The 14,630-nt window shown below is 75.7% G+C and carries 16 protein-coding genes and 1 tRNA gene; 8 read left to right on the forward strand and 9 right to left on the reverse strand.

Going from position 1 to position 14,630, the window contains the following annotated elements; genetic code table 11:
• Positions 1–29: 29 nt before the first annotated feature.
• Both G6556_RS10235 and G6556_RS10240 read right to left on the reverse strand, forming a co-directional pair.
• A complete protein-coding gene (locus tag G6556_RS10235; protein WP_166940973.1) occupies positions 30–464 on the reverse strand; it encodes a thioredoxin family protein in 435 nt (144 codons plus the stop codon).
• 49 nt (positions 465–513) lie between these two features.
• Positions 514–1,272, reverse strand: coding sequence for a hypothetical protein (locus G6556_RS10240; RefSeq protein WP_166940975.1), 759 nt, complete (start codon positions 1,270–1,272; stop codon positions 514–516).
• Positions 1,273–1,437: 165 nt separating this feature from the next.
• Here G6556_RS10240 and G6556_RS10245 point away from each other — a divergent pair, with 165 nt between their 5' ends.
• Genes G6556_RS10245 through G6556_RS10255 form a run of 3 tightly spaced genes read left to right on the forward strand, consistent with a single transcriptional unit; the run spans position 1,438 to position 4,469 of the window.
• Positions 1,438–2,172, forward strand: a complete 735-nt coding sequence (locus G6556_RS10245) for a response regulator transcription factor (protein WP_166940977.1) — start codon at positions 1,438–1,440, stop codon at positions 2,170–2,172.
• Between the two features lie 36 nt (positions 2,173–2,208).
• Positions 2,209–3,534, forward strand: a complete 1,326-nt coding sequence (nhaA, locus tag G6556_RS10250; RefSeq protein ID WP_346774825.1) for a Na+/H+ antiporter NhaA — start codon at positions 2,209–2,211, stop codon at positions 3,532–3,534.
• Between the two features lie 11 nt (positions 3,535–3,545).
• On the forward strand, positions 3,546–4,469 hold the full coding sequence (locus tag G6556_RS10255; protein WP_166940979.1) for an alpha/beta hydrolase: 924 nt from the start codon (positions 3,546–3,548) through the stop codon (positions 4,467–4,469).
• Here G6556_RS10255 and nth read toward each other — a convergent pair.
• Positions 4,400–5,245 carry an endonuclease III gene (gene nth / locus G6556_RS10260; protein WP_166940981.1) on the reverse strand — a complete coding sequence of 282 codons (846 nt, stop codon included), beginning with the start codon at positions 5,243–5,245 and terminating at the stop codon, positions 4,400–4,402. The two genes, G6556_RS10255 and nth, sit on opposite strands and share 70 nt — an antisense overlap.
• Positions 5,246–5,405: 160 nt before the next feature.
• On the opposite strand from nth, the gene G6556_RS10265 reads away from it, so the two are divergent.
• Together G6556_RS10265 and G6556_RS10270 are read left to right on the forward strand one after the other, a co-directional pair.
• A complete protein-coding gene (locus G6556_RS10265) occupies positions 5,406–5,828 on the forward strand; it encodes a hypothetical protein (RefSeq protein WP_166940983.1) in 423 nt (140 codons plus the stop codon).
• A gap of 93 nt (positions 5,829–5,921) precedes the next feature.
• A complete protein-coding gene (locus G6556_RS10270) occupies positions 5,922–6,557 on the forward strand; it encodes a Crp/Fnr family transcriptional regulator (RefSeq protein ID WP_203669331.1) in 636 nt (211 codons plus the stop codon).
• Between the two features lie 81 nt (positions 6,558–6,638).
• Here the strand turns inward: G6556_RS10270 and G6556_RS10275 are convergent, their stop codons facing one another.
• The 3 genes from G6556_RS10275 to G6556_RS10285 are packed head-to-tail and all read right to left on the reverse strand — an operon-like array spanning position 6,639 to position 7,644.
• Positions 6,639–7,121 carry a RidA family protein gene (locus G6556_RS10275; protein WP_166940984.1) on the reverse strand — a complete coding sequence of 161 codons (483 nt, stop codon included), beginning with the start codon at positions 7,119–7,121 and terminating at the stop codon, positions 6,639–6,641.
• Entirely contained in the window at positions 7,118–7,279 is a 162-nt protein-coding gene (locus tag G6556_RS10280) for a DUF4177 domain-containing protein (protein WP_146837291.1), read from the reverse strand. Before G6556_RS10280 ends, G6556_RS10275 begins: the two co-directional genes overlap by 4 nt.
• Before the next feature lie 56 nt (positions 7,280–7,335).
• Positions 7,336–7,644: a WhiB family transcriptional regulator gene (locus tag G6556_RS10285; protein ID WP_166940986.1), complete on the reverse strand. Its 309-nt coding sequence runs from the start codon at positions 7,642–7,644 to the stop codon at positions 7,336–7,338.
• Positions 7,645–7,892: 248 nt separating this feature from the next.
• Between G6556_RS10285 and G6556_RS10290 the strand changes: the two genes are divergently transcribed.
• The 3 genes from G6556_RS10290 to G6556_RS10300 all read left to right on the forward strand — a co-directional run bounded on the left by G6556_RS10290 (position 7,893) and on the right by G6556_RS10300 (position 11,462).
• Positions 7,893–10,328, forward strand: coding sequence for a transglycosylase domain-containing protein (locus G6556_RS10290; RefSeq protein ID WP_166940988.1), 2,436 nt, complete (start codon positions 7,893–7,895; stop codon positions 10,326–10,328).
• Positions 10,325–11,302 carry a metallophosphoesterase gene (locus G6556_RS10295; RefSeq protein WP_166940990.1) on the forward strand — a complete coding sequence of 326 codons (978 nt, stop codon included), beginning with the start codon at positions 10,325–10,327 and terminating at the stop codon, positions 11,300–11,302. Before G6556_RS10290 ends, G6556_RS10295 begins: the two co-directional genes overlap by 4 nt.
• 86 nt (positions 11,303–11,388) lie before the next feature.
• A tRNA-Pro gene (locus tag G6556_RS10300) sits at positions 11,389–11,462 on the forward strand.
• A gap of 64 nt (positions 11,463–11,526) precedes the next feature.
• Here the strand turns inward: G6556_RS10300 and G6556_RS19915 are convergent.
• From G6556_RS19915 to G6556_RS10315, 3 genes are all read right to left on the reverse strand, one after another.
• Positions 11,527–12,618: a GGDEF domain-containing protein gene (locus G6556_RS19915; RefSeq protein WP_166940992.1), complete on the reverse strand. Its 1,092-nt coding sequence runs from the start codon at positions 12,616–12,618 to the stop codon at positions 11,527–11,529.
• Positions 12,619–12,859: 241 nt separating this feature from the next.
• Positions 12,860–13,630: an ABC transporter permease gene (locus G6556_RS10310; protein ID WP_166940994.1), complete on the reverse strand. Its 771-nt coding sequence runs from the start codon at positions 13,628–13,630 to the stop codon at positions 12,860–12,862.
• Position 13,631: 1 nt separating this feature from the next.
• Positions 13,632–14,603: an ABC transporter ATP-binding protein gene (locus G6556_RS10315; protein WP_166940996.1), complete on the reverse strand. Its 972-nt coding sequence runs from the start codon at positions 14,601–14,603 to the stop codon at positions 13,632–13,634.
• Positions 14,604–14,630 lie beyond the last annotated feature (27 nt).

Genomic DNA, 14,630 nt, shown 5'->3' on the forward strand with positions numbered 1-14,630 from the left:
CCGGGGCGCGGTGCTCCGGCGCGGGCCGGTCAGGCGGCGGTGGCGGGACAGCGGTCGAGCGCGTCGAGCGCCTGCTGCCGCGTGGTCGCCCCGGACAGCCGGCCGCGCACGGCGCCGGCGCCGTCCAGCACCAGCACGGTGGGGGTGCGCAGCACGTCGAACCGCCGCACCAGGTCGAGCCGCTCCTCGGCGGCGACCTCCACGTGCGCGACGCCCGGCCGGTCCGCGGCGAGCGCGCCGAGCACGGCGGCGGTGCTGCGGCACGGGGCGCACGCCTCGGACGACAGCTGCAGGAACGTCGCCGCCGCCCCGAGCGGCGCGCCGAGGTCGGCGGGGGTCAGCCGCTCGGCCGCGGCCTGGTCGCCGCGGGACGCCACGAACCGACCGTTCCGCGAGCGCCACACCAGCCCGGCGACGACGGCCACGGCGAGCACGCCGAGGACGATCAGGACGCGCAGCCCCATGCCGACCCCCGGTCCGCCGAACGGGCGCGCCCGGCGGGCGTCCCGGTCGTCAGCCGACGAGCACGCGGCCGACGACGTAGACCAGGATGCCGGTGACGGCGACGGGCAGCACAGCGACCGCCCACCCCGCGAGACGATGTTCCAGGGCGGGCAGCCGGTCGAACAGCGCGTCGCCCGAGGCGACGAGGACGCCGATCGCGGCGCCGAGCAGCGCCCCGGAGAGCAGCCCGACGGTCGGCAGCGCGGCGCCGGCGACCAGCCCGCCCGCGACGGCGGCGCCGAGCGTGGCGCCGGCCCCGGCCCAGCCGCGCAGCGGCAGCGCGGTGATGGCGGAGCCGACCGCGAGGGCGACCGCGCCCGTCACGACCACCGCGTCGCCCGCGGCGGTGCGCTCGGCGGCGAGCCAGCCGGCCGCGCACACCGGCACCAGCGCACCGGCCACGGTCCCGGCGAGCGACTCGACCAGCCGCTCGCGCCCGTCCCGGCGCACGAGCTCGGCCACGAACGCGGCGAGCACCGCCCCGGCGAACACGGCCGGCACGTCCCCGAGCAGCGGCTCGGTGGTGGTGACGTGCACGACGACGACCGCCGCGACGCCCGCGAGCCCGATGACGACGGCGCTGCCGGCGCGCGCCGGCAGCCCGGCGACCCGGGGCCAGCCGAGCGCGAGGACGCCGGACAGGAGGACGAGCAGGGCGGCGAGGACGACGCCGTCCCGGCCGGCGAGCGAGACGCCCCCGAGGACACCGGCGACGGCGACGAGCGTCGCCAGGACGGCCGTGGTCACGGCGCGGTTCGAGGCGGGCACGGGCGCCATCCTCGCATCCCGGGGCCCCTCGACCGGCATCGGACCGGGTGCGGGCGCCCGGGAACGCCGGCCGCTTGTACCACCGTCATGTGTCGCGGACGCGGAGCCGGACGTGACATCCGAGGGGTACCGTGTCCCCAATTCGGACGGGAGGAGGGCCGCTGCGTGGCCGACCTGCTGCTGCTCACGCCCGCGTCGGGGGGCTCGTCCCAGGTGCTGCCGGCGCTCGGGCTGCTGTCCCACCGGGTCCGGGTGCTGCCCGTGGAGCCCTCGGCCCTCGTGGACGCCCCCGACGCCGACATCGTCGTGCTGGACGCGCGCCGCGACCTGGTGACCGCGCGCACCACGTGCCGGCTGCTGCGCGCCACCGGCCTCACGGTGCCGCTGGTGCTCGTGCTGACGGAGGGCGGCCTCACGGTCGTCACCGCCGAGTGGGGCGCCGACGACATCGTGCTCGAGAACGCCACACCGGCCGAGGTCGAGACGCGGTTCCGCCTCGTCATCGAGCGCGCGGCCCGGTCGTCCTACGACGACCAGCCGCAGGAGATCTCCTCGGGCGAGCTGATGATCGACGCCGGCGGGTACACCGCCCGGCTCCGCGGCCGCCCGCTGGACCTCACGTACAAGGAGTTCGAGCTCCTCAAGTACCTGGTGCAGCACCCGGGCCGCGTGTTCACCCGGGCCCAGCTGCTGCAGGAGGTCTGGGGCTACGACTACTACGGGGGCACCCGGACCGTCGACGTCCACGTCCGGCGGCTGCGCGCCAAGCTCGGCCCCGAGCACGAGCAGCTGATCGGCACGGTCCGGAACGTCGGCTACCGGTTCGACCCGCCGAAGGACCGCCGCTCGGCGGACGGCGCCACCGCCGCGTCGCCGGCCGAGGTCGCCGCCGACGCCTGACCCCGCGGGCGCCGCCCGGGTACGATCGTCCGCGGTGTGCCGGGAAGCCTGGTCGGCGTCCTCGTCGTCGACCCCTCGGAGAGCCGCACCGTGCCCCACTCCCCCGCCCCCGCCCCGCAGCAGCCGAGCCGCCTGTTCGGCCCGCTGACCCCCGGCGGCCTGGCCAACCTGCTCGACACGCTCCGCGCCGAGCGCACCGGCGGCGTGCTGCTCCTGGTCGGCGCCGTGGTCGCGCTGCTGTGGGCCAACTCCCCGTGGTCGGCGTCGTACGCGACGCTGTCGGACACCGTGGTCGGCCCCGCCGCCCTGCACCTCGACCTCAGCCTCGCGGCGTGGGCGACGGACGGCCTGCTGGCGATCTTCTTCTTCGTCGTCGGCGTCGAGCTCAAGCGCGAGATCGTCGCGGGCGAGCTGCGCCGGGCGCGCACCGCGGTGGTGCCCGTCGTCGCCGCGGTCGGCGGGATGGCGGTGCCCGCGCTGCTGTACCTCCTGGTGAACGCGACCGCCGCCGGCGGGGCGACCCGCGGCTGGGCCGTGCCCACCGCGACCGACATCGCGTTCGCAGTCGCCGTGCTGTCGGTGGTCGGCCGGAGCCTGCCGGCGTCGCTGCGCGCCTTCCTGCTGACGCTCGCCGTGGTGGACGACCTGCTCGGGATCGTCGTCATCGCGGTGGTCTACACCGACGGGCTGCACCTCGTGTGGCTGGCCGCCTCGCTGGTCGCGGTCGCCCTGTTCGCCGCGCTGGTCCGGGTGCGCCGGCCCGGCGTCGCCGGGCACGCCGCCCTCGTCCTGCTGGCCGGCACGGCGTGGGCGCTCATGCACGCGTCCGGCGTGCACGCGACGATCGCCGGCGTGCTGCTCGGCCTCACCGCCCCCGCGCTCGCCCGTCCGGGTGAGGCCGTGAGCGTCGCCGAGCGCCTCGAGCACCGCTGGCGCCCGGTGTCCGCCGGCTTCGCCGTGCCGGTGTTCGCGCTGTTCGCCGCCGGGGTCCCGCTGTCCGGCGGGGCGGTGTCCGACGCCGTGCGGGACCCGGTCGCCCAGGGCGTGGCGCTGGGGCTCGTCGTCGGCAAGCCCGTCGGCATCCTGGCCGCGACGTGGCTGGTCGCGCGGTTCACCCGCGCCACCCTGGCGCCCGACCTGCACTGGCGCGACGTGGGTGCGGTGGGCCTGCTCGCCGGCATCGGGTTCACCGTGTCGCTGCTCATCGGGGAGCTCGCGTTCGGGGCCGGCAGCCCGCACGACGAGCACCTCAAGGTGGCGATCCTGCTGGCGTCGACGACCGCGGCGGTGCTCGGCGGCGCCGCGCTCGCCGCGCGCGACCGGCAGCACCGGTCCCCCCAGGACGTGGCCGGGACGCGGTAGGTTCGGCGTCGATGACCGTCGACTCCGCCGCCCTCCTGCTCGACGGCCCGTGGCGGCACCACTTCGTGCCGGCGAACGGCTCCCGGTTCCACGTGGCCGTCGCCGGGCCGGACGACCGGGACGCCCCGCTGGTGGTGCTGCTGCACGGGCTGCCCGAGCTGTGGTGGGCGTGGCGCCACCAGCTGCCCGCCCTCGCCGAGGACGGCCACCGCGTCGTCGCGATGGACCTGCGCGGCACCGGCGGGTCCGACAAGCCGCCGAGCGGGTACGACGTGCCGACGCTCACCCGGGACGTCGCCGGCGTGGTCCGCTCGCTGGGCTGCGACCGCGCGGTGGTGGTCGGGCACGGCGTCGGCGGCGGCGACGTCGCGTGGGCGATGCCCGCGTACCACCCCGGCCTGACCCGGGGCGTCGCGGTGCTGTCCTCGCCGCACCCGCTGACCCGGCGGGCCGACCCGCGCTCCGGCCTGCGCGCCCGGGCGGCGCAGCGGATGGCCGAGATCCAGGTGCCCTACCTGCCCGAGCGGGCGATGACCCGCGGCGACCTCGTCGCCCGGCTGCTGCGCGAGTGGGGCGGGCCGCGCTGGCCGGACCCCGCGGCGCTGGCGGTGTACCGGCGGGCGGCGCACGTGCCGTTCGCGGCGCACTCCGCGCTGGAGCAGGTCCGCTGGCTGTACCGCTCCGGCGTGCGCGCGGACGGCCGCCGGCACGCGGTCGCCCTGCGCGAAGCCGCACCGGTCCCGACGCTGCAGGTGCACGGCGGGTCCGACGGCTGCTACTCGGTGTCCCGCGCGATGGCGGACGGGTCGGTGGCCCGCCGGCTCGGCCCGCACTACCGGTTCGAGATGCTCTCCGGGGCGGGCCACTACCTGCCGGAGGAGGAGCCCGCGCGGGTCACCGCGCTGCTGCGGGACTGGCTGGCCGAGCTCGGCTGAGGACGCCGACCGGGCAGACGATGTCCCGTCACGGCTCGGATGGGGACATCTCCCTGCCCGCTCGACGACGGTTCGGGGATCGGGGGGGCACCGACGCGGACCAGGGCGGAGGGGCAGTCCCGGGTGATCGGGCAGGTCGCGCAGTCCGGCTTGCGCGCGTGGCAGGTCCGCCGTCCGTGGAAGATCAGCCGGTGGCTGAGCAGGGTCCACTCGGGACGCGGGATCAGCGCCGCGATGTCCTGCTCGACCTTGACCGGGTCCTCCTCGGTGGTCCAGCCGAGCCGGCGGGCGAGCCGGCCCACGTGGGTGTCCACCGTGATGCCGGGGACGCCGAACGCGTCGCCGAGCACGACGTTCGCCGTCTTGCGGCCGACGCCGGGCAGCGTCACCAGGTCCTCCAGCCGGGGCGGCACCTCGCCGTCGAACCGCTCGACCAGCGCCCGTCCGAGGCCCTGCAGCGAGCGGGCCTTGGCGCGGAAGAACCCGGTGGGCCGGATGAGGTCCTCGAGCTCGGCCGGGTCGGCGCCCGCGTAGCCCGCGGCGTCCGGGTAGCGGGCGAACAGCGCCGGCGTGACCTGGTTGACCCGCACGTCGGTGGTCTGCGCGGACAGCACCGTCGCCACCAGCAGCTCGAGCGGGGAGCGGAAGTCGAGCTCGCACCGCGCGTCCGGCCACCGCACGGCGAGCGCGCGGTTCACCCGGCGGGCGCGGCGGACCAGGGCGACCGGCGGCCGGGACGCGGCCGCCGCCGCCTCGGGGGGCCGGGCGGGACTCATGCGGCCAGGGTAGATCCCCCCGGGGGACAACGGTTGCTCTGGGCGAGTGACCGGGACTTGATCACATGACCAACTTCTCAAGTCGGGCACCGGGGGCGTCGAAAGATGGGAGGACGCGACCTGTGGCCGTACGGGTCGTCCGAGAGAGTGGGCGGACCGCATGACCCTGGCCGGCACGGCTGACCAGCTCACCCAGCTGCGCCGGCAGCGCGGTGCGCTGCGGCTCGAGCACCAGCACGTCGTCCGCTGGCGGCGCCTGGTCCGCGACCGCCTGGAGCTCGCGGTGGCCGCCGCCGCCCCGCCCCAGGCTCCGGGCGCCTGCCCCGACGTGCGCAGCGTGCTGGGGGCCTCGGCCGCCGACGTGCCGCCCGCCGCGGAGCTCGCGGCCGCCGTCCGCGGCGCGCTCCCGATCGCCGAGGTGCACGAGCTGCCGCGGCTGCGTGACCTGGACCTGCGGCTCGCGCGCTACGAGATGCGGCTGGAGGACGCCCTGCGGCGCCTCACCGACCGGTACATCGACCGGCTCGCCCGGGACGTGACCGAGGGAGGCGTCGACGCGCTGCGCCGTCCTGCCGGCGCGTGATGAGGCACACTGAGGGGCGTCACATCCCGGCAAGAAGGTGAGGTCCCTCCCGTGGAGGACGACGTCGTGCTCACGGCGCCCCTGTTCCAGAACATGGACCCCGAGGCGTCCCGGACGCTGCTCGCGTCGATGGCGCCCGTGCACGTCGCCCGCGGCGAGGTGCTGTTCCACGAGGGCGAGCCGGGCGACCGGCTCTACGTGATCCGCTCCGGCAAGATCAAGCTCGGCCGCCGGTCCTCCGACGGCCGCGAGAACCTGCTCGCCGTGCTCGGCCCCGGCGAGATGTTCGGCGAGCTGTCGCTGTTCGACCCGGGCCCGCGCACCGCCACGGCCACCGGCCTCGCCGACGCCGTCGTGCTCGAGCTCGGGCACCACGACCTCATCCCGTGGCTGGAGCAGAACCCCACCGTCGCCAAGCACCTGCTGGGCGCGCTCGGCCGCCGGCTCCGCCGCACCAACGACGCCCTCGCGGACCTGGTGTTCTCCGACGTCCCCGGCCGCGTCGCCAAGGCGCTGCTCGACCTGTCGCACCGGTTCGGCCAGCAGACCGACGAGGGCGTCCGCGTCGCGCACGACCTCACGCAGGAGGAGCTCGCGCAGCTCGTCGGCGCCAGCCGCGAGACCGTGAACAAGGCGCTCGCCGACTTCGCCGCCCGCGGCTGGGTCCGGCGCGAGGGGCGCGCGATCGTCCTGCTGGACGTCGACCGCCTGGAGCGCCGCGCCCGCTGAGGCGCGACCCGCCCGCACCGACGACGACGGCCCGGCCGCAGCCCCTGGGGGCGCGGCCGGGCCGTTCGCGTCGGCGGGCGCTCAGTCCTCGGGCGCGAGCTCCACGACGATCTCGACCTCGACGGGCGAGTCCAGCGGCAGCACGGCGACGCCCACGGCCGAGCGCGCGTGCACGCCCGCCTCGCCGAACACCTCGTGCAGCAGCGTGCTCGCACCGTTGATGACGCCGGGCTGGCCGGTGAAGGCCGGGTCGCTCGCCACGAACCCGACGACCTTGACGACCCGGACCACCCGGTCCAGGTCCCCGACGAGCGAGGCGACGGCCGCGACGGCGTTCAGCGCCGCCGTGCGGGCGAGGCCCTGCGCCGTCTCCGGGGACACCTGGCCGGGGCCGGTGCCGACCTTGCCGCTGACCGGCAGCTCGCCCGCCACGAACGGCAGCTGGCCGGACGTGTAGACGTAGTCGCCCGTCCGGACGGCCGGGACGTAGGCGGCGACGGGCGCGGCGACCTGGGGCAGCTCGATGCCGAGCTCCGCGAGCCGCGCGACGACCGCGCCGGTCACTTCTCGCCCGTCGGGCGCTTGAGGTAGGCGACGAGCCCGGTCTCGGACTGCAGGACCTGGACGAGCTCCCAGCCGTCCTGACCCCACTGGTCGAGGATCGCCTTGGTCGCGTGGACGATGAGGGGGACGGTCGCGTACTCCCACGTGGTGGTGGCCATGGCGCCACCCTAGCCGTGCCCCGCGGACGCCCGTCAGGTCCCGGCCCGCGTCCCGGTCAGGTCCCGACGGCGGCCGCGGGCGCCGCGGGCTCGGCGCCCAGCAGCTCGTCGTACCAGGACTCCACGTCCGGCCGGCGGCGGCGCAGCGCGCGCCGCTCCCGCTCGGTCATGCCGCCCCAGACGCCGAAGTCGGCGCGCGAGTCGAGGGCGTCGGCCAGGCAGAGCAGCCGGACGGAGCACCCCCCGCACACGGCCCGGGCGTCCCGCTGCGCGGCGCCCTCCACGAACAGCGCGTCGGGCGCCACCCCGCCGGCGCCGCACTTCGCGCTCGCCGTCCAGTGCCCGTCGGGCCCCGTGATCGTCATCGAGCCATCCCCCTGTCCCCTGCGTACGGGACAGCACCGCCCGCGGGCCGTCGTGGATCGACGGTCCGGTGCGGCAGTCCCCCCTGCACGGCCGACCGTAGCGGGTCGATTCGTCCCATCGCATCCTCCGTTCGGGTTGTTCCCCCTGGTCGGCCAGCGGTGCCCCGGGTGTGCAGGTACCGTGCAGGTCCCCCCGGGCCCTGTGGACGACCGGCGGCGGCCGGGGCGGCTCCCGTACCCTGGCGGGCATGGCTCCCTCCCCCACGCCGCGCGGGCGGCAGGTCACCGTCGTGCAGGCGCTGGCGCTGCTGCTCGCCTTCGTGCTGACCGCCGGCGTCGGCGGCCTGCTCACCGCCGGGCTCGTGCTGCCGACCGTCGCCGTCGCGAACACCGCGACCGACCTGAGCGTCGAGGCGTTCGAGGACCTCCCGTCGGAGCTCGAGACCCGGCCGCTGTCGGAGAAGTCCGTCATGCTGGCCAACGACGGCACCACCGTGCTCGCGGAGTTCTTCTCCGAGAACCGGGTCGTCGTGCCGCTGGACCAGGTCTCGGTGCAGATGCAGAACGCCGTGGTGGCCACGGAGGACAAGCGGTTCTACCAGCACGGCGGCATCGACCCCGCCGGCATGGTGCGCGCGCTGGTGAAGAACCAGTTCAGCAACTCCACGCAGGGCGCGTCGACGCTGACGCAGCAGTACGTCAAGAACGTCCTGATCGAGACGGCCGTCCGGGACGGCGACCTCGCCGGCGCCGAGGCGGCCCGCGAGGCCGACGGCGCCGAGGGGTACGCGCGCAAGTTGCGCGAGGCCAAGCTGGCCATCGCCCTCGAGAAGACGATGACCAAGGACCAGATCCTCGAGAACTACCTCAACATCGCGCAGTTCGGCGTCGCGACGTACGGCGTCGAGTCCGCGGCGCGGCGGTACTTCAGCAAGCCCGCGACGGAGCTGACCTACCTCGAGGCCGCGACCATCGCGGGCATCACGCAGAGCCCGACGGCGTACGACCCGGTGCGGAACCCGGAGGCCTCCCAGGGCCGCCGGGACATCGTGCTGCGGCTGATGAACGAGCAGGGCTACATCACGCAGGAGGAGTACGACGCGGGCGTCGCGGCGCCGATCGGTGACACCCTGCACGTGAGCGAGGCCCAGAGCGGCTGCATGGCCGCCGGCAACGTGGTGCAGGGCTCCGGCTTCTTCTGCGACTACGTCACCAACGTGATCCGCAACGACCCGGCCTTCGGCGAGACCGCCGAGGAGCGCGAGGAGACGCTGTACCGCGGCGGCCTGACCATCACGACGACGCTGGACCCGCGCCTGCAGACCGAGGCCGACACCGAGGTCAAGAACGGCGTGCCGGTCGACGACGGCTCCGCCGTGGGCTCCGCGATCTCGGTGGTCGAGCCGGGCACGGGCCAGATCAAGGCGATGGCCCAGAACCGCAACTACAACAACACCGCCGAGGCGACCGGCCGGGACACGTCGGTCAACTACAACACCTCCTACTCGTACGGCGGCTCCGGCGGCTTCGCCCCCGGCTCGACCTTCAAGCCGTTCACGCTGCTCGAGTGGCTCAAGCAGGGCCACAGCCTGAGCGAGCGGGTCAACGGCAGCGTCCGGGCGCTCAACGAGAACCAGTTCACCGCCTGCGGCAACCGCGGCATCAACAAGTCGTGGACCCCCGGCAACTCCGAGGGCGGCGCCAGCTCCAGCATGACCATCCTGGACGCGACCCGGAACTCGGTGAACCTCGCCTACCTGACGATGGCCCAGCAGCTCGACCTCTGCTCGATCATGGACGGTGCCGCCGCGCTCGGCGTGACGCAGTCCCCGTCAGGCGTCGAGGGCGAGCCGTTCAACGCGTACCCGGCCAACGTCCTCGGCTCGGACTCGACCACCCCGCTGGCGCTCGCCGGCGCGTACGCGGCGTTCGCCTCGGGCGGCGTCTACTGCAAGCCGATCGCGATCACCAACGTGAAGGACGCGGACGGCGTCGACCTGCCGGTCCCGGACGCCGGCTGCCAGCAGGCGCTCGACCCCGAGATCGCCCGGTCGATGAACTACGCGCTCAGCAACGTCTGGACCGGCACCGGCAAGAGCCTCGGCGCCCCGCAGGGCTACACCGCGTCCGGCAAGACCGGCACGACCAGCCGCAACGAGCAGACCTGGTTCGTCGGCTACACGCCGCGCCTGGTGTCGGCCGTGTGGGTCGGGTTCCCGGACACGTTCACGCCGATGCAGCGCATCACGATCAACGGCCGCTACATCCCGTACGTGTTCGGCGCGACGGTCGCCGGTGCGACCTGGAAGCGGTTCATGGACCAGGCCCTCGCCGACGGCCAGCCCAACCCCGGGTTCGACCAGCCGACGACCGAGAGCGTCTACGGCCGGTCCGTCCCGATCCCGTCAGTGGTCGGCAAGGACCAGAACACCGCGATCTCCGAGCTGCGGGCCGCCGGGTTCTCGGCGTCCGTCGGCGGCACCACCGCCTCGGACATCACGCCCGGCTCCGTCGTCAGCCAGAGCCCGTCGGGCAGCGCGCCCGCGGGCAGCTCGATCACCCTGACGCTGTCCAGCGGCCCGGGCGCGACGCCCGGCACGGACCCCAACGCCGGTGGCGGCAACCCCGGCGGCGGCAACGGCGGCGGCGGTGGCGGTGGCGGCAACGGCGGCGGGAACGGATGACCCACCCCGTCGCCCGGGCGCTGGGTGGCGCCGCGCTCGCCGGCGCCGCCGCGCTCGCCTGGGGCACGCTCGTCGAGTCCCGCTGGTACGCGCTGCGCGAGGTCACCGTCCCGGTGCTCCCGCACGGCCAGGAGCCGCTGCGCGTCCTGCACCTGTCCGACCTGCACCTGACCCCGGGGCAGCACCGCAAGGTCGACTGGGTCCGCGACCTCGCGTCGCTCCGGCCCGACCTGGTGGTGGACACCGGTGACAACTGGGCGCACCTCGACGCCATGCCGGCGTTGCTGCACGCGCTCGAGCCGCACCTCGGCACCCCGGGCGCGTTCGTGTGGGGGTCGAACGACTTCTTCGCGCCGTCGCCCAAGAACCCGGCGCGCTACCTGCTCCCGGACGCGCGCGTGCAGCCGCCCCGGCCGCCGGTCGAGCTGCCGTGGCGCGAGCTCGGCAACCGCTTCCGGTCCGCCGGCTGGGTCGACCTGACCAACCGCCGCGACGAGGTGAAGGCGGGCGGCCGGCGGATCTCGCTCGTCGGCACCGACGACGCGCACCTCGACCGCGACCGGTTCCCCGCCGCCGGCGGCCAGGACGACGTCCGCCCGGCCCCCGTCGTCGACGAGGCGGGCGTGGCTCGCGCCCCGCACGGCGACGTCGACCTGCACCTGGGCGTCACGCACGCGCCCTACCGGCGGGTCCTGGACGCGATGCACGCCGACGGCGCGGACCTCGTGCTCGCCGGCCACACGCACGGCGGGCAGCTCGCGGTGCCCGGCTACGGCGCGCTGGTGACCAACTGCGACCTGCCCCGGGACCGGGCCAAGGGCCTGCACGGCTGGCCCGGCGCACGGCCGGACGCGCGGGGCGGGGCGGACTCCACCTGGCTGCACGTGTGCGGCGGGCTCGGCACGTCGCCGTACGCGCCGGTGCGGTTCGCGTGCAGGCCGGAGGCCACGTTGCTGACGCTCGTCGCAGCCTGAGACGCGACGCTGCTCACACTTCGGGCCCGCGCCGGTTCTCGATGCACGACCACCGTCCCGCGTCGGCTATGCTGGGCGGGCTTCACCGGGGTGTGGCGCAGCTTGGTAGCGCGCCTCGTTCGGGACGAGGAGGTCGTGGGTTCGAATCCCGCCACCCCGACCGGTGAGAAGACGAAGGCCCGGACCACTCGGTCCGGGCCTTCGTCGTCCGCCGGGCCGTGGGGTCAGCAGCTCGCGTGCTGGTCCCGCCGGCCCTCGAGGTCGGGCCGGTCGCTGGAGTGGTCCCGCACGCCCGGGCCGTCGGCGTCCGCCCCGGGGCGCCGGCTCGCCGACAGGCCCTCGGTGGCGATCCGGAACCGGTCCCGGCCGGCCTGCTTGGCCCGGTACAGCGCGATGTCCGCGGCGGCGAGCGCCGAGCCCGCCGGCGCGGAGTCCGTGATGACCGCGATGCCGGCGGAGAACGTCACGCCGGTGCCCTCCTCGGCCCACTCGGCGCGCAGGGCCCGCAGCATGTTCACGGCCTGCACCGGCTCGGTGCGCGGCAGGATCAGCACGAACTCCTCACCGCCGTAACGGGCCGCGTAGTCGCGCCGCCGGAGGTGCTCGTCCAGCACGTGCCCGAACCGCTCGAGGACGAGGTCGCCGGCGGCGTGGCCGCGGCTGTCGTTCACGCGCTTGAAGTGGTCGAGGTCCGCGATGACGACGCAGTCGCCGGGCACCGCGCGCGCCAGCCGCTCGTCGAGGTCCCGGCGGTTGCCGAGCGAGGTGAGGACGTCGGTGCGGGCGTCGGTGCGCAGCCGTCGACGGACGTCGCGCTGGTACGCCGTCGCGAGCGCGATCACCTGGGCCGTCCCCCACCAGGTGACGGCGTAGACCACCAGCCGCACCACCGCGTTGCCGTTCAGCGTCGAGGCCATCGCGACGTACGCGCCGCACGCGGCGGGCAGCAGGGCGAGAGCCGCGCGCCCCGGGTGGAACAGGCCGGCGTGGACGAAGCACAGCGGGATCAGGCCGACGAAGGCGCTGGCGATCCCGGTGGTCGTCAGCCCGACCGTGCACAGGGCGAGCAGCAGGGCGAGGGGGAACGCGAGGGTGCCCCAGCCGTCGCGCTGCCACCGGATGCGCAGGCTCAGCCCGACGAGCCCGAGCATCGCGCCGGACATCCCCGCCAGCACGGCGAGCCCGCGCCCGTCGACCCCGAGGCACAGCGCCCCCAGGATCACGACGGCGCCGCCGAACAGCAGCAGCACCCGCCCCGCGGCCGCGGCGCTGCCACCCGCCCGCGCCCAGGCCGGGACGTGCGCCAGCAAGCGCACGACGACGGGCGCCTCGTGCGGCGCCCGTCCGTGCGCGCGGCGTCCAGGCGCGACCGGTGGCATACCGGGAACATCGGCGGCCCGGCCCGGGCACTTCAGGGAACGGTTGAGATCTGCACCATTTCTCGACGTGATCCCCAGCACGCTCCCAGGTGCCGGCTCGGCGGCGCCCCGCGCGCCCCGCTCACCGACGCCCCTGCCGACCGCACGCCGCGCACCGCGCCCCCGGCCGACCCCACGCTCACCGCCAGCGGAACAGCCGCGCGGACAGCGGCACGAGCACGACGGTCCACCCGGCCATCACGAGCAGCTCGCGCACCGGCACCCCGGCGCCCACCCAGCCGTCGAGCATCGCCTGCGAGCCGGCGCCCAGCGGCGTCCACGCGGCGACCTGCTGGACCACCTCGGGCATGATCGGCAGCGGCAGCCACACCCCGGCGAAGAACAGCGACACGAAGTAGACCGTCATGCCGATCCCGGTGGCGGCGCCCGCGGTCGGCGCGCGCGCCGCGATGAGCGACCCGACGCCGAACGTCGAGGTGGCGGCGAGCAGGAACCCGGCCAGCACCACCCCGGGACGCTCCGGGGCGGCGACGTCGACCACGAGCATCCCGACCGCGAGGGCCAGCACCGCCGCGACGAGCAGCGCGGTCACGTTCACCAGCACCTGCGCGACCAGCAGCCGGGACGGCGGGAGCGGCGTCGTGGACAGCCGGCGCAGGACGCCGGTGCCGCGGTAGGTGGCGATCGTGATCGGGTAGACCGACAGCGCCACGGTGCCGACGGCGAGCGTCAGCACGACCGGGGTGTAGCCCGTGATCCCGTTGATCCGGGACAGCAGCGGGTCGTCCTCGCTGTACGGCGTCGACCCCCACGGCATCGCGAGCCCGAGCACCGCCAGCAGCACGGCCGGGAACAGCACGGCGAAGAACACGGTGGACGGCTCGCGCAGGGCGAGCCGCCCTTCGACGGCGGTGACCCGACGGAGCACCCGGGGGCTGGTCGCGGACATCTCAGGCCTCCACGCGGTCGGTCGCGGACGGGGTGCCGGGGCGCGCGTCGTCGGCGGCGGCGCCGGTCAGCCGGACGAACGCGTCCTCCAGGCTGCTGCGGTGCACCCGCAGGTCGTCGGGCCGGACGCCGGCGCCCGCGAGGGCGACCATGACGTCCTGCACGACGTTCCCGGTGCCGCGCACCTGCACGATGCCACCGTCGACCTCGACGGCGCCGACGGAGCCGAGCGTGCGGAGCGCCGCCGCGTCCACGGGCGCGGACGGCCGGAACGTCAGCGTCTGGTCGGCGCCGACCAGGGCCGCGACCTCGGCGGGCGTGCCCTCGGCGACCACCCGGCCGGCGTCCACGAGGACGACCCGGTCGCAGAGCCGCTCCGCCTCCTCCATGAAGTGCGTGACCAGCACGATCGTCACGCCACGCCGCCGCACGCGCTCCACGACGTCCCAGGTGTCCCGGCGCGCCTGCGGGTCGAGGCCGGTGGTGAGCTCGTCCAGGACGGCGATCTCGGGGTTGCCGACCAGCGCGAGCGCGATCGACAGCCGCTGCTTCTGCCCGCCGGACAGCGCCCGGAACTGGGTGCCGGCCTTGTCCGCCAGACCGAGGTCGCGAAGCAGGTCGCCGGGGTCGGCCGGGTCGTCGTAGAAGCACGCGTACTCCTCGACCGCCTCCCGCACGGTGATCCGCAGCGGGAGCGCGGACTCCTGCAGCTGCAGCCCGACCCGTTCGCGCAGGGCGGCGCGGTCGGCGGCGGACCCGGCCGGGTCGAGGCCGAGCACCCGCACGGTGCCGCCGTCGGGCTCGCGCAGGCCGCCGATCATCTCGACGGTGGTGGTCTTGCCGGCGCCGTTGCGGCCCAGCACGCCGACGATCTCGCCGCGGCGGACGGTCAGGCTGACGTCGGCGACCGCGACGGTGCGGCCGTAGCGCTTCTCCAGGTGCTCCGCGTGGATCACGGGCTCTGCTCCGGGCATGACTCAGATCTCCTCCTCGCGTGCTGC

It is taken from the genome of Cellulomonas sp. IC4_254, assembly GCF_011603975.1.
GTDB lineage: Bacteria > Actinomycetota > Actinomycetes > Actinomycetales > Cellulomonadaceae > Cellulomonas.